The organism is Pelomonas sp. Root1237 (assembly GCF_001425055.1).
GTDB lineage: Bacteria > Pseudomonadota > Gammaproteobacteria > Burkholderiales > Burkholderiaceae_C > Pelomonas.
In genome coordinates, this window is the sequence record NZ_LMDK01000017.1 from 442,208 (window position 1) to 455,402 (window position 13,195).

At 67.9% G+C, this 13,195-nt stretch carries 14 protein-coding genes; 10 read left to right on the forward strand and 4 right to left on the reverse strand.

Features of this window, described 5'->3' with window-relative positions; all coding sequences use genetic code 11:
* Nucleotides 1–10 precede the first annotated feature (10 nt).
* The 3 genes from ASC91_RS19940 (at nucleotide 11) to ASC91_RS19950 (ending at nucleotide 3,593) form a co-directional block, all read left to right on the forward strand.
* Nucleotides 11–1,264: a sugar MFS transporter gene (locus tag ASC91_RS19940; protein WP_082532879.1), complete on the forward strand. Its 1,254-nt coding sequence runs from the start codon at nucleotides 11–13 to the stop codon at nucleotides 1,262–1,264.
* On the forward strand, nucleotides 1,261–2,832 hold the full coding sequence (treF, locus tag ASC91_RS19945) for an alpha,alpha-trehalase TreF (protein ID WP_056200769.1): 1,572 nt from the start codon (nucleotides 1,261–1,263) through the stop codon (nucleotides 2,830–2,832). Before ASC91_RS19940 ends, treF begins: the two co-directional genes overlap by 4 nt.
* A gap of 77 nt (nucleotides 2,833–2,909) precedes the next feature.
* Entirely contained in the window at nucleotides 2,910–3,593 is a 684-nt protein-coding gene (locus tag ASC91_RS19950) for a CAAX prenyl protease-related protein (protein ID WP_056201334.1), read from the forward strand.
* A 60-nt stretch (nucleotides 3,594–3,653) separates the two neighbouring features.
* Here ASC91_RS19950 and ASC91_RS19955 read toward each other — a convergent pair whose 3' ends face one another.
* A complete protein-coding gene (locus ASC91_RS19955) occupies nucleotides 3,654–4,613 on the reverse strand; it encodes a caspase family protein (protein WP_082532837.1) in 960 nt (319 codons plus the stop codon).
* A 226-nt stretch (nucleotides 4,614–4,839) separates the two neighbouring features.
* The gene (locus tag ASC91_RS19960; RefSeq protein ID WP_056200771.1) at nucleotides 4,840–5,610 is read right to left on the reverse strand and encodes a helix-turn-helix transcriptional regulator; all 771 of its coding nucleotides are present in this window, start codon (nucleotides 5,608–5,610) and stop codon (nucleotides 4,840–4,842) included.
* Between the two features lie 199 nt (nucleotides 5,611–5,809).
* Between ASC91_RS19960 and ASC91_RS19965 the strand changes: the two genes are divergently transcribed.
* From ASC91_RS19965 to ASC91_RS19995, 7 genes are all read left to right on the forward strand, one after another.
* Nucleotides 5,810–6,277, forward strand: a complete 468-nt coding sequence (locus ASC91_RS19965; RefSeq protein WP_056201340.1) for a YiaA/YiaB family inner membrane protein — start codon at nucleotides 5,810–5,812, stop codon at nucleotides 6,275–6,277.
* Nucleotides 6,278–6,292: 15 nt separating this feature from the next.
* A complete protein-coding gene (locus ASC91_RS19970; RefSeq protein WP_056200774.1) occupies nucleotides 6,293–6,733 on the forward strand; it encodes a hypothetical protein in 441 nt (146 codons plus the stop codon).
* Nucleotides 6,730–7,515 (forward strand): DUF2145 domain-containing protein, encoded by a 786-nt coding sequence (locus ASC91_RS19975; protein WP_056200777.1) that lies wholly within the window; start codon nucleotides 6,730–6,732, stop codon nucleotides 7,513–7,515. The genes ASC91_RS19970 and ASC91_RS19975 overlap by 4 nt, the downstream gene beginning before the upstream one ends.
* Nucleotides 7,516–7,649: 134 nt before the next feature.
* Complete coding sequence (locus ASC91_RS19980; RefSeq protein ID WP_056200780.1) at nucleotides 7,650–9,554, forward strand: MFS transporter; 1,905 nt, start codon at nucleotides 7,650–7,652, stop codon at nucleotides 9,552–9,554.
* On the forward strand, nucleotides 9,551–9,805 hold the full coding sequence (locus ASC91_RS19985) for a hypothetical protein (protein ID WP_056200783.1): 255 nt from the start codon (nucleotides 9,551–9,553) through the stop codon (nucleotides 9,803–9,805). Before ASC91_RS19980 ends, ASC91_RS19985 begins: the two co-directional genes overlap by 4 nt.
* The gene (locus tag ASC91_RS19990) at nucleotides 9,802–10,545 is read left to right on the forward strand and encodes a prolipoprotein diacylglyceryl transferase (protein WP_056200790.1); all 744 of its coding nucleotides are present in this window, start codon (nucleotides 9,802–9,804) and stop codon (nucleotides 10,543–10,545) included. Before ASC91_RS19985 ends, ASC91_RS19990 begins: the two co-directional genes overlap by 4 nt.
* Nucleotides 10,542–12,011 (forward strand): radical SAM protein, encoded by a 1,470-nt coding sequence (locus ASC91_RS19995; RefSeq protein ID WP_056200794.1) that lies wholly within the window; start codon nucleotides 10,542–10,544, stop codon nucleotides 12,009–12,011. The genes ASC91_RS19990 and ASC91_RS19995 overlap by 4 nt, the downstream gene beginning before the upstream one ends.
* On the opposite strand, the gene ASC91_RS20000 is transcribed toward ASC91_RS19995, so the two are convergent.
* Together ASC91_RS20000 and cysC are read right to left on the reverse strand one after the other, a co-directional pair.
* The gene (locus ASC91_RS20000) at nucleotides 11,977–12,486 is read right to left on the reverse strand and encodes a hypothetical protein (protein WP_056200797.1); all 510 of its coding nucleotides are present in this window, start codon (nucleotides 12,484–12,486) and stop codon (nucleotides 11,977–11,979) included. The genes ASC91_RS19995 and ASC91_RS20000 overlap by 35 nt on opposite strands.
* Before the next feature lie 154 nt (nucleotides 12,487–12,640).
* Entirely contained in the window at nucleotides 12,641–13,195 is a 555-nt protein-coding gene (cysC, locus tag ASC91_RS20005) for an adenylyl-sulfate kinase (RefSeq protein WP_056200800.1), read from the reverse strand.

Here is a 13,195-nt window from a genome sequence, read left to right on the forward strand (position 1 = left end):
AGCCCTCGACATGACACAACCCACGACCCTCCCGGCGGTGCCCCTGTCGAGCGGCGGCCTGCGCATCAGGCTTGCCATCATCCTGACCTACATGCTGTTCGGCGCCCTGCTGAACAGCGTCGGTGCGGTCAACCTGCTGGTCGTGCAGACCCTCGGCGTGCCCCGCGCCGAGGCCGCGCTGCTGGACGCGTGGAAGGATCTGCCGATTGCGCTCACCTCCTTCCTGGTCGCCTCGCTGCTGCCGCGCCTGGGTCTGAAGCGGTCGATGCTGCTGGCCCTCGCGGCCGTCGGCGCGGCCTGCCTGGCGATGCCGGTGCTGTCGGCCTTCTGGGCGATCAAGCTGCTGTTCTGCACGCTCGGCGCGGGCTTCGCCCTCGTCAAGGTCTCGGCCTATTCCATGATCGGCCTGGTCACGCACGACCGCGCCGGCCATGCGCGCTTCACCAACCTGCTCGAAGGCCTGTTCATGGTCGGCGTGCTGGGCGGCTATCTGCTGTTCAGCCAGGCCGCGCATGCCGAGGGGCGAGGTTGGCTGCAGGTCTATCCGCTGCTGGCCGCGTTGGCTGCCGGTGCCTTCGTGCTGCTGCTCACCAGTCCGCTCGACGAAGGTCCGATCCAGTCCCCGAACACCAGCGTGCGCGAAGACCTGCTGGCGATGGCGCCGCTGCTGAAGATGGCCCTGGTTGTCGTCTTCCTGCTGTCGGCCTTCCTCTACGTGCTGATCGAGCAGGGCATCTCGACCTGGCTGCCCAGCTTCAACAACGAGGTGCTGCACCTGCCCACGGCGATGAGCGTGGGCCTTGCGGTCATCATGCCGGCGACGACGGCGCTGGGCCGCCTGACCAGCGCAGCCGTCATCGGGCGGCTGGGCTGGTTTGCCGTCGTCATCGCCTGCCTGGTCGGCATCGCAGCGCTGATCCTCATCACGCTGCCGCTGTCCCTGAACGTCGCACCGCTGGGCGCCGACGCTGGCTGGCTGAACGCCCCGCCCGCGGCCTATCTGCTGCCGCTGACCGGCCTGCTGCTCGCCCCCATCTACCCGGCCATCAACTCGGCCATGCTGAGCGCTCTGCCGCAGCGCCAGCATGCGGCCATGACCGGCCTCATCGTCGTCTTCTCGGCCTTGGGCGGCACGCTGGGCAGCTTCGTCACCGGCCGCCTCTTCGTCGCCTTCGACGGCACCACTGCCTTCGGTCTGCTGCTCGTGCCCGTCACGGCCCTGGCCATCTCGCTCGCCCGGCTGCGCCGGCATCTCGCGTCATGACTTCCTCCTCCCAGCGCCCCGGCGACCTCTTGGCCGCCGCGCCCGTTCACGCCGCCGCGCACAGCAGCGCAGCCACCCCGCACGAGCTCTACGGCGAGCTCTTCGTCGCCGTGCAGATGACGCGCGTCTTCGGCGACGGCAAGAGCTTTGTCGACGCCCGGCCCAAGACCGCGCCCGCCATGATCCGTGCGCGCTTCGAGGTCGAACGTCGCCTGCCGGGCTTCTCGCTCACCGACTTCGTCCACGGCCATTTCGTGCTGCCCGGCCATGACACCGCCGTTGGCCCGCGCCTGGGTGTGCGCGAACACATCCGCGCGCTGTGGCCGCTGCTGGTGCGCGAGCACCGCCAGGCCGAAGACGGCGAAAGCCTGCTCGCGCTGCCCAAGCCCTATGTCGTGCCAGGCGGGCGCTTTCGCGAGCTCTATTACTGGGACAGCTACTTCACGATGCTGGGCCTGGTGGCCGACGGCCGGCGCGACCTGGCCGAGGCCATGCTGGCCAACTTCGCCCACCTGATAGCGACCTACGGCTTCATTCCCAACAGCAGCCGCAGCTACATGCTGAGCCGCTCGCAGCCACCGTTCTTCTTCAGGATGGTCGAGCTGCTGCACGCCGACGACCCGGCCGCCGGCTTCGCGGCCCATCTGGACGCGTTGAAAACAGAACACGGCTTCTGGATGGCCGGCGAGGCCACGGTGGCACCCGGCCAGGCCCATCGCCGCGTAGCCCGCACCGCCGACGGCGCCCTGCTCAACCGCTATTGGGACGACCGCTGCACGCCGCGCGAGGAGAGCTGGCGCGAGGACGTGCTGACGGCCGAGGCCGCGACCGGCCGCACGCCGACAGACGTCTGGCGCGATCTGCGCGCCGGCGCCGAGAGCGGCTGGGACTTCTCCGGCCGCTGGTGCGCCGATCCCGCCGACATCGCGACGATCGAGACGACAGCGCTGGCACCCGTCGATCTGAACGCGCTGCTGGCCGGCCTGGAGAGCGCGATCGCCCTGGGTGCTGCGCGCAGCGGCGACACCGCCACGGCCCAGGCCTTCGAGGCCCGCATGGTCGCCCGCCGCCAGCTGCTGCAGACGCGCTTCTGGCGCGCCGATGTTGGCCCAACGGGTCACTATGCCGACCTGAACTGGCGGCAGGCCACCGACCCGCGCCCGCTGACGGCCGCCGCCCTCGTGCCCCTGTACCTCGGCATGGCCACCCAGCCGCAGGCCGACGCGATGGCCGCCCAGGTGCAGCGCCACCTGCTCGGCGCCAATGGCCTGTTGACGACGGCCCTCACGACTGGCCAGCAGTGGGATGCCCCCAACGGCTGGGCGCCGCTGCAATGGATGGCAGCCCAGGGCCTGCTGCGCTACGGCCATGCGGCGTTGGCCCGCGACATCGCCGAGCGTTGGTGCGCCAGCGTGCAACGCGTCTACCTCGCCACCGGCCGGCTGCTGGAGAAATACGACGTTGCCGAGGACAAGCCCGGCGGCGGCGGCGAGTACGAGACCCAGGATGGCTTCGGCTGGACCAATGGCGTCTTCGTCGCCTTCAAGGATGGCCTGCTGAGCCCCTAGTTCCGGTGCCCACCCCTGAGGCTTGGGGGGCCTAGCGCCCTGAGTTGCCATGACCTCGGGCTAAGCTGGTGGCCGACATGCCCGCCGACACGCCCACGCTCAGCCCCGCCGCCCTCGCCCGTTGCATTCCCTTCTTCGTCTTCATGGCGCTGCTGGCGCTGCGTGGCTACCTGCCCGCCGACGGCGGCCTGGATGGACGTTGGATCTATGGCGCCCAGACACTCATCGTCGGCAGCCTGCTGGCCTGGTACTGGCGCAGCTACGGCGAGCTGGTGCGGCAAAACCTGCCCGACGCGCGCGAGACCGGCTGGGCGGTCGTCGTCGGCATCGCCGTCTTCGCGATCTGGGTGCAGCTGGATGCGCCGTGGATGCAGCTCGGCTCGGCCACGGCCAGCTTTGTGCCGCTGGATGCCAACGGCCAGCTGATCTGGCCACTGATCGTGCTGCGCCTGGCCGGCGCAGCCCTGGTTGTGCCGGTCATGGAGGAGCTGTTCTGGCGCAGCTTCCTGATGCGCTGGGTGCAGCATCCCGGCTTCGAGCGGGTCAACCCGCAGACAGTCGGTGCGCGTGCCGTCGTGCTGTCCACCTTCGTCTTCACGCTGGCCCACACGCTGTGGCTGGCCGCCGTCGTCGCTGGCCTCGCCTACGCCTTGCTCTACCGCAGGAACGGCAAGCTGTGGAGCGCCGTCATCGCGCATGCGGTGACGAATGGGCTGCTGGGCCTCTGGGTCATTTGGACCGGGCGTTGGGAGTTCTGGTGAGGCTTGAGCCCCATCAAACGCTCCAGAGTCGCCGCACGGTAAATGCAGCAGAGCCGTGCGTCAGACGCTGAAGGGGCGTTGCGCTTCGAAGCCTGCGTTGGCCGCACCGACCACGTAGTAGTTAGGCGTCTGGCTGGGCGGCATGAGCCTGATGATGTCCCTGCAGAAAGACTCGTAGTCCCGCCCGTACTGGCCATCTGCCCAAACGCGCTTGAGCGTGCCGGTGAACAGGCCGTTGTCCATGCCGTCCATTGACAACTGGTTGTCCTGGCAGCCCGAGATCAGAATCACGCTGGCGCCGATGTTGGCCTTGTCAGCGGGGCCGCAGAGATACTGCAGCGAGTCATAGAAGTTTTTTCGCTCCTGGTAGACAGGCCATGCCCTTTCGAACGGGATCGCCTTGATTGCACCAGCAGGCGGGCTCAGCCCGGCCTGGCGAGGATTCGTCACCGCCATCATGCCCACTGCCTGCGCGACGAATTCATAGCGCGCCATCCTCGCGACCGTGCCGCTATGGCAGCTGTCGGACAGCACCACGATGCGCACGCCAGGCGCGAAGCGGGCCCACATCGCATACAGCTCGTCATCGATCAGCATGCGATCAAAGAGGCACCATGTTTCATCCAGGGCATCGGCCTCCTCGTCGTTCGCGTCCCCGAGCTGCCCGCCGTGGCCCGAGTAGCTCAGAATGAACAGGTCGCCCGGGCGCAATTGCTGCGCCGCGTCCGCAAGTTCCGCGAGTACACGCGCAGACGTCGCCTCGTGCGTCAGCAGCAAGGTGCCCGTGCAGCCGACGCCGGTCGCGATGGCCGCCATGTCCCGTGCATCAGCCTCGCAGGCAATCAGCGGGCCGGCCCAACCACCGTACTGCGCCGGATCGACGGCATTGAGCCCGATCGCCAGGTACCACCCGCGCGACGCAGGTCTGCCGCCGGGGCCTGCGGGCCTGTGCGATTGCGCCGGTCGTCGTGTGGCGTCCGACGGAGTCTGGGCGCCTTGCCATTGGTCAATGCCTGTCATGAGCTTCTCCCGCAAAGGTGGGCGCAGACTGTCCTTGCCCGGACGACGTTGTACGGTTCGGAGCGTCTGTTGAACTCGTCAAACTTGCGGAGGCCATTGCCGATGGACGCACCGCCGGGGGGCAATGCTTGCGAACATGCGTCGGAAACCCTAGCCAAAACAGGCCAGGCCGCGCGCAAGGCCGGCCTCGCCGAGCCTTATCCGGGAGCCTGATGCGGTCGTTTGCCTATCCAGCACGACCGGTGCGGCGCTGGCCCAGGCCCGGCCGCTCCAAGTCGCGGAACGCCTCGAAGATCCACGACCTCAGCCCGATGACCACGCTGTAGGGCCGCTTCTCAGAGGACGGCAGCTTCTGGTCAAGCAGATGCTGTCGGGCGAAGTCATCGGCCGTGCGCTGCAGCCGTTCGGCCAGCTCGCGCGCATGGCCGGCGCCGAACTCGCCATGCACCAGCGTCAGCAGCTCGCCTTCGCCATCGAAGCCGCCGGCGAAGAAATCGGCCATCACCCGCTCGCGGAAGAACTGCATGACCGGCCCCTGCGGCCGCCAGCGCAGCGTCTTGGCCACCTTGAGCTTGTAGCGGTTGTGCGGGCGCAGTTCGATGACGCCGAGACGGTCGAGCTGGGTCAGGGCCGCAACGGCATCGGACTCGGCAATGCGATAACGCGACAGCACATCCTCGATGGCCCAGTGGCTCAGGCAACAGATGGCAACAAGCAGCAGCACGGGCGAGGCCACGACGGCACCCTCTTGCTCCAGCGTCAGCTCGCGCAAGGCCGGCGCCTGTTGCCCCAGGCGCGCGGCCAGCTCGGCGAACTCCAGCTTCAGCACGCGGCAGATCTCGTCCACACGCGACAGTGGCATCTCGCCGCCCGGCGCGAGCATGCGCTTCACGCTGGACTCCGACAGGTCCAGGGCCAAGGCCAGCTCGGCATAGCTCAGGCCCTGCGTCTTCAGCTCGGCCTTGATGAGGGCCACCAGCGATTGCGTGCTCGACATGAGGCGAGACGGTAGCGCATGACGGCACCGGCGGCTCTGCGCCTGTGCGACACGGCGCCATTTCTATCCGTCGGGCAGTGTCATGAAGCGCTACTTTGCGGCGCTTGCCACGCGCCTTGGAACTATTCCCGAGGCCAGCCACCCCGGCTTCACGCAAGATCGCGGCCATCGCAACATTCGTTCACAAGAAGACACCCGCATGGCTCAAACCCCTTTCATCCGCCGCGACACCAACGCCTGGCGCCTGCAAGTCTGGATCTCCTTCGGCCTCAGCGTCACGCTGTGCGGCTCGGGGCTGGCCTGGCTGCCGGGGCAGGATCTGGACCGCGCCTTCATGGTCATGGGCTATGTGTTCTGCCTTTCCACCGCCTTTGCGCTGGCCAAGTTCATCCGCGACAACCAGGACCGCCAGGTCGACACGCCGATGTGGCGCCTCGTTGTCTGGTGCGGCTTCGCGCTCGCCATGGGCCTCACCGGCTGGGGCCTGTGGCGCATGGAGATCCAGCCCGTCTGGAAGGCCTATCTCGGCGTCTGCTGGCTCTACCTGATCTCCAACGTCTTCACGCTCGCCAAGATGCTGCGCGACGCCCACGATGCCGACATGCTCGAAGCCCGCATGCAGGGCCGCCGTGAAGCGGCTGCGCAGGCTGACGCCGCAGCCCAATAACCCAAGGAGCCTTTGATGAAGCGCCTGCTCGCCCTCTCCAGCCTGTCACTCGCCCTGGCCCTGCCCGCCCAGGCCCACAACAGCCCGTCCGAGGCCAGCGCGGTGCTGTCCCTGGCGCCCGTCGTGCTGTCGGTCGGCGCGGTCAGCGCCGGCGGCGTCGCACTCAGCGCCATCCCCGCCGGCATCCTGTCGGCCGGCGTGACGTTGGTGGTGGTGTCCGTCGAGGTCGTCGGCAGCGCGACGGTCTGGGTCCTGGAGCGCGCCTCCGACGGCGCCCGCATCAGCATCAAGGCCGCCGGCAAACTGGCCGAGGGCGTCGTCGTGTCCACCGGTGCGGCCGTCGTCGTCTCCGTCATCGGCGCGGGCACCCTGCTGTCCGCCGCCGGCGAGGTCATCGCCTTCATCCCCAATGAGATCGGCAAGGCCCTGCTCTACAACGAGCAGGTGAGCCGTTGAGGCAGGCCCTCGCCCTGGCCGGCGCACTGGCTGTCGCAACCGCCGCCCACGCCGGCCGGCCTTGCGAGGAGAAGCAGCCAACGGCGCGCCAGATCGAGCAGGGGCTCAACCTCGCCCAGGCCACGGCCCGCCAGCTCGATGCCAGCGGCGCCCAGGTCGTCGTCCTGGCTCGCGCGGGGCAGGACCTCTCCAAATACGGCCTGCAATGGTCCCACCTGGGCTTTGTGTACAAGGACACGACGCAGCAGCCGGCCGTCTGGCGCGTCATGCACAAGCTCAACAACTGCGGCACCGACCATGCGGCGCTGTATCGCCAGGGTCTCGGTGAGTTCTTCCTCGACAACCCGCACCGCTACCAGGCCGCCTTTGCCGTGCTCAAGCCTGAGTTGCAGCAGGCCTTGCTGCCCGTGCTGACGGACAACAGCCGTGTGGCGCGTTTCAACGAGCGCCGCTACAGCATGGTGGCCTATGCCTTCGGCACCACCTACCAGCAGAGCAACCAGTGGGTGCTGGAGACCCTGGCAGGCAGCGCGGCACCGAGCGTGAACAATCGCCGCGACGCGCAGAGTTGGCTGAAGGCCCAGGGCTACCAGCCTACCGACCTGCACCTGTCCACGCTGACCCGCCTGGGCGGGCGCATGACCCAGGCCAACATCGCTTTCGACGATCATCCGAGCGCGCGTCGTTTCAGCAGCCATATCGACACAGTCACCGTGGATTCGATGTTCACGTGGATGCAGCGCGCCGGCCTGTCCCAATCACCCCAACTCGTCCAGCAATGACGGAATAGCCCACCCCCTACCGGCTTCGCCGGCCCCCTCAAGGGGGCACCGCCAGTGGACCGGCAAAGCCGGATCCACGGCAGTCACTGGGTGGTGCACCATGACTCGGCCCATCCCCCTCTCCGGAACAACGCATGTCTGATCCTCATTCGCATCCGAATCAATTTGCGCTGCTGGGCCAGCGCCGCTTCGCGCCCTTCTTCTGGACGCAGTTCCTCGGCGCCGCGAACGACAACGTCTTCAAGTTCGCGTTCACGCTGATGATCACCTACCAGCTGCAGCTGGACTGGCTGCCGTCCAAGATGGCGGGCCTGGTCATCGGGGCGCTGTTCATCCTGCCCTATGTGCTGTTCTCGGCCACCAGCGGCCAGCTGGCCGACAAGCACGACAAGGCCAGGCTGATGCAGCTCGTCAAGAGCCTGGAGATCGCCATCATGGTGATCGCGGCCTGGGGCTTCTACGCCGCCAATGTGCCGGCGCTGCTGGGCTGCGTCTTCCTGATGGGCCTGCACTCGACGCTGTTCGGCCCGGTCAAGTACGCCTACATGCCGCAGCAGCTCAGCGAGCGCGAGCTGACCGGCGGCAATGGCATGGTGGAGATGGGCACCTTCGTCGCCATCCTGCTGGGGCAGCTGCTTGGCGGCATCCTGGTCGACACGCCGATCGTTGGCCCGCAGCATGTGGCCTGGGCCTGCCTGGCGCTGGCCGTGGCCGGCCGCGTGACCGCGCAGGCCATTCCCACCAGCCCGTCAACCGACCCGAATCTGGTCATCAACTGGAACCCCTTCACCGAGACCTGGCGCAACCTCAAGCTCGCGCATGAAGGCCTGGCGGTGTTTCGCTCGCTGCTGGGCATTTCGTGGATGTGGTTCTTCGGCGCCGTGTTCCTGAGCAACTTTCCGGCCTTCGCCAAGGAGGTGCTGCACGGCAGCCCGCAGGTGGCATCTCTGTTGCTGGCGGTGTTCTCCATCGGCATCGGTATCGGCTCGCTGATGTGCGAGATGCTGTCCAAGCGCCATGTCGAGATCGGCCTCGTACCACTGGGCGCCATCGGCATGAGCGTGTTCGCCATTGACCTCTATTTCGCCGCCTCGGGCCTGCCCGCGGCGGCGCCCTACAGCGTCAGCACCTTCCTGGCCGTGACCGCGCACTGGCGCGTGCTGGCCGACCTGACGCTGCTGGCCCTGTTCGCCGGCCTCTACAGCGTGCCCATGTATGCGCTGATCCAGCTGCGCGCCCAGCCCAGCCACCGCGCCCGCATCATTGCGGCCAACAACATCCTGAACGCGGTCTTCATGATCGCCAGCTCCGTCATCGCCGGCGCCATGCTGGGCGCGGGGCTGACCATCCCGCAGATCTTCCTGGCCGTCGGCATCGCCAACGCGATCGTCGCGTTCTACATCTTCCTCATCGTGCCGGAGTACCTGCTGCGCTTCGCTGCCTTCGTGCTGACGCGCATCGTCTATCGCTTCCGCGTCGTCAACGACGAGCGCATTCCCACCACCGGCCCGGCCGTGCTGGTGTGCAACCACGTCAGCTTCGTCGACGCCGTGCTGCTGATGGCCGCCAGCCCTCGGCCCATCCGCTTCCTGATGGACGCGCAGATCTTCCGCATCCCCGTGCTCGGCTGGATGTTCAAGCTCGCCAAGGCCATTCCGATCGCGCCGCAGAAGACCGACCCGGCCACCTATGAAGCCGCCTTCGCGGCCGCCCGGGCCGTGCTGGCCGATGGCGAGATGGTCTGCATCTTCCCCGAGGGCGGCATCACGCGCGACGGCGAGCTGCAGCCTTTCAAGGGCGGCGTCATGAAGCTCATCGAAGGCATGCCCGAGGTGCCCGTCATCCCGATGGCGCTGGGCAATCTGTGGGGCAGCTATTTCTCGCGCGTCGAGGGCGGCAAGGCGATGGTCAAGCCGATGCGGCGCGGGGTGTGGAGCCCGGTCAGCCTGACAGTGGACCGGCCGATGCCGATGGCCACCGTGTCGCCTGATGGCCTGCGCACGCGGGTGCAGACCTTGCTCGCAGGAGCTGCATCATGAGCGACGCCCAGACCTCCTTCGGCCGCTTCGTCCTCGTCTGCATCCTGGTCGTCGCGACGCTGGGCTTCGGCCTCGCCGGCCTGTGCGGCGGCGTGTTCACCGTGGGCGCTTTGCCCGATCTGTTCTCGAAAGGCCCGGAGAACTACTCCACCGCCATGCTGGTCATCTCCGTGCCCAGCCTGCTGATCGGCGGTGGCCTGGCCTGGCTGTGCGGACGCAAGCTGGCCCGGATGTTCAGCAGCAGAGATTGATCGCCGACGCCACCACCGCCGCCTGGGTGCACAGCGCCTTCGCCTATGCCGGCATGGCCCTTGGCGCGGCAATGTGGCGCGGGACGCTGAAACGTCGGGACCGCGGCGGCGCATTGGCGCCTGGGAATTTCGGTGTCCTCGTCGGCCTGCTGATCGGCGCGGCCCTGGGCAACAAACTCGTCTTCCTCATCGAGCGGCCCGATGTGGCAGCAGCTCTCTGGCAGGGCGGCCAACTCATGCTGCCCGGCCAAAGCATCGTCGGCGGCCTGCTGGGCGGGCTTCTTGGCGTGGAGATCGCCAAGAAGCTGACCGGCCAAACCCGCAGCACCGGCGACGCCATGGTGCTTCCCATCGCCGTCGGCCTCGCCATTGGTCGCATCGGCTGCTTCCTCGCCGGCCTGCATGACGACACCTACGGGCTGCCGACGGCGTTGCTCTGGGGCGTGGACTTCGGCGACGGCATCCCGCGGCACCCAACCCAGCTCTACGAGATCGCCGTCGTGCTGGTCCTCGGCATCACGCTGAGCCGCGCGCGCTTCACCACACCCGGCCTGGCCTTCAAGCTCTTCCTGAGCGCCTACCTGCTGTGGCGCTTCGCAGTCGAATTCCTCAAGCCCGTGCCGGTCCCTTATCCGCTCGGCCTGTCCGGCATCCAATGGACCTGCCTCATCGCGCTCGCCGTCTACACCCCCATCGTGCTGCGCGCCTGGCGCCGGCCGCCCTTGCTCGCCACGCCATGACCCGCAAAGTCCGTCCCTACCTGTTCTACGACACGACGCAGTCCGTCTGCACGACCTGCCTGCGCCCTGTCGAAGCCAAGATCCTCATCAAGGACGATCACGTCTACATGGACAAATGGTGCCCCGCCCACGGCACCGAGCGCGTGCTGGTCAGCGACGACGCGGCCTACTACCGGCAGTGCCGCGAGGTGTTCGTCAAGCCACCGGAGATGCCGCAGAGATTCGCGACGCCGATGAAGTACGGCTGCCCCTATGACTGCGGCCTGTGCCCCGACCACATGCAGCACAGCTGCCTGTCCCTCATCGAGATCAGCGACCACTGCAATCTGCGCTGCCCGACCTGCTATGCGGGCTCAGGCCCCGAGCGGCTCAGCCACCGCACGATGGAGGAAGTCATCGCGATGCTGGATGCCGTTGTTGCCAGCGAGGGCGAGGCCGATGTCGTGCAGATCTCCGGCGGCGAGCCGACGCTGCACCCGCAGTTCTTCGACATCCTGGATGCTGCCAAGGCCCGGCCCATCAAGCACCTGATGGTCAACACCAACGGTCTGCGCATCGCCCAGGACGAAGCCTTTGCCGAGCGGCTGGCAGGCTATGCACCGGGGCTGGAGGTGTACCTGCAGTTCGACTCGCTGCGGCGCGAGGCGCTGATGGACCTGCGTGGCGCCGACCTGCGCGGGCCGCATGACGCTGCGCTGGCCAGGCTGGACGCGCTGGGCATCTCGACAACGCTGGTCATGACGGTCAAGCGCGGCGTCAACGACGACGAGATCGGCGACGTCATCCGCCACGGCCAGAGCTACGCCTGCGTGCGCGGCGTGACGCTGCAGCCCATCCAGAACGCCGGCCGCGTCGAGGCCTACGACGCCGCGAAGCACCGCCTCACCGTCAGCGAGCTGCGCCGCCGCATCGCCGAGCAGAGCGGTGTGTTCACGCTGGCCGACGTGCTGCCGGTGCCCTGCAACCCCGACACGCTGGCGATGGCCTACGCGCTGCGCAGCCAGGACAAAGAGAAGGGCCTGGTGCCCCTGACCCGCTTCCTCGACGCCGCCACGCTGCTGTCCGGCGACCGCAGCACCATCGTCTTCGAGGGCGACCCGGCGCTGAAGGCCTCGGTCTTCAAGCTGTTCTCCACCAACCACTCGCCCGAGAGCCAGTCCAACTGCCTGTCCGAGCTGCTGTGCTGCCTGCCCAAGATCGACGCGCCCCAGCTCAGCTACCGCGACGTCTTCCGCGTGCTGATCGTGCAGTTCATGGACGCCCAATCGCTGGACATCCGCGCGCTGAAGAAGAGCTGCATTCACATCGCCCGGCCGGACGGCCGCATGGTGCCCTTCGAGGCCTACAACCTGTTCTATCGCGACGAGCGCCAGGCCGAGCTGGCTCACATCCGCGCCGAGATCGATGCGCAGCGCGAGCAGCGCCTGCACTTCAAGCCGAAGGCGGTTCCACTCGTGCGCGCCTGAACAACCGCTTCACCCTCAGCTTGATCGCCCGCGCGGTACGCCAGGCCGAGCTGGCCCGCACCCAGGCCAGCAGCTCGGTCTTCCAGGCCGTCCAGCGAGCATAGAAGCGGGCGAACCAGGGCAGCTGCATCAGCGCCGGCTGGATGAGCTGGAACAACCATGCCAGCAACGCCGTGCCCAGCAGTTTGGCCGCAACGACGATGCCCACGCCCAGCATGACGTGGCCCTCGGCCACCAGCCAGACGGCAGCCAGCTTGATCGGCAGGATCAGCAGGCTGGGCAGCACCAGCACGACGAAAGCCCAGCGCGGCGGCAGGCGCTGGAGCAGGGCCTCGAACTGGCGGATGAGCGGCAGCTTGGCCAGCAGCGCGAAGACGCGCCGCAACGGCTCCCAACCCCATTCCTCGAACAGGATGAGCAGGGCCAGGACGACGCGGATGAGCCAGCGCAGCGGAGCGAGCATCGACTTCAACATGGTCGGGGATCATGCCAGGGCGACGACGCAGTGCCAGAATCCCGGCGGCCCGTTGCGCCGGCCCGATTCCAGGCCATGGACGACCCGGTTTTTCCAGCTGCGTGGCACCCCCACCGGGGATCTGTCCGCCGGGCAAGGGTGATGCAGGCGATCGCTAGCCGCTGATGACGCCGGCCGCGCGCAGATGCTCGAATGCCACGGCGGCGGCCTCGTCCGGCGACAGCGTGGCGGTCTGCAGGTGCAGCTCGGGCGACACCGGCGGCTCATAGGGCGAATCGATGCCGGTGAAATCCTTCAGCAGGCCGGCGCGGGCCTTTCGGTACAGCCCCTTGGGATCGCGCGACTCGGCAACGGCCAGCGACACGTCCACGTAGACCTCGAAGAACTCACCCGGTGCGAAGCGTTCGCGCACCGCCTGGCGGTCGCGCCGGAAGGGCGAGATCAAGGCCACGATGACGATCAGGCCCGCATCGGCCATCAGCCTTGCGACCTCGCCCACGCGGCGCACGTTCTCGGCCCGGTCTTCGGCGCTGAAACCGAGGTCGCGGTTCAGGCCGGTGCGCAGAACGTCACCGTCGAGCAAGCAGGTGAGCAGACCATGGGCACGCAGGCGTTGATCAAGCCGACCGGCCAGCGTGGACTTGCCGGCGCCCGACAACCCTGTCAGCCAGACCACTGCGCCGCCAGGACGTTCCACTGCGGCGCTCAT

Bases quoted from the DNA above. Each gene is read 5' to 3' on its own strand.
- ASC91_RS19940 (WP_082532879.1), top strand. From the start codon at position 11: ATGACACAACCCACGACCCTCCCGGCGGTGCCCCTGTCGAGCGGCGGC.
- treF (WP_056200769.1), top strand. From the start codon at position 1,261: ATGACTTCCTCCTCCCAGCGCCCCGGCGACCTCTTGGCCGCCGCGCCC.
- ASC91_RS19950 (WP_056201334.1), top strand. From the start codon at position 2,910: ATGCCCGCCGACACGCCCACGCTCAGCCCCGCCGCCCTCGCCCGTTGC.
- ASC91_RS19955 (WP_082532837.1), bottom strand. From the start codon at position 4,613: ATGACAGGCATTGACCAATGGCAAGGCGCCCAGACTCCGTCGGACGCC.
- ASC91_RS19960 (WP_056200771.1), bottom strand. From the start codon at position 5,610: ATGTCGAGCACGCAATCGCTGGTGGCCCTCATCAAGGCCGAGCTGAAG.
- ASC91_RS19965 (WP_056201340.1), top strand. From the start codon at position 5,810: ATGGCTCAAACCCCTTTCATCCGCCGCGACACCAACGCCTGGCGCCTG.
- ASC91_RS19970 (WP_056200774.1), top strand. From the start codon at position 6,293: ATGAAGCGCCTGCTCGCCCTCTCCAGCCTGTCACTCGCCCTGGCCCTG.
- ASC91_RS19980 (WP_056200780.1), top strand. From the start codon at position 7,650: ATGTCTGATCCTCATTCGCATCCGAATCAATTTGCGCTGCTGGGCCAG.
- ASC91_RS19985 (WP_056200783.1), top strand. From the start codon at position 9,551: ATGAGCGACGCCCAGACCTCCTTCGGCCGCTTCGTCCTCGTCTGCATC.
- ASC91_RS19995 (WP_056200794.1), top strand. From the start codon at position 10,542: ATGACCCGCAAAGTCCGTCCCTACCTGTTCTACGACACGACGCAGTCC.
- ASC91_RS20000 (WP_056200797.1), bottom strand. From the start codon at position 12,486: ATGTTGAAGTCGATGCTCGCTCCGCTGCGCTGGCTCATCCGCGTCGTC.
- cysC (WP_056200800.1), bottom strand. From the start codon at position 13,195: ATGAGCGCCGCAGTGGAACGTCCTGGCGGCGCAGTGGTCTGGCTGACA.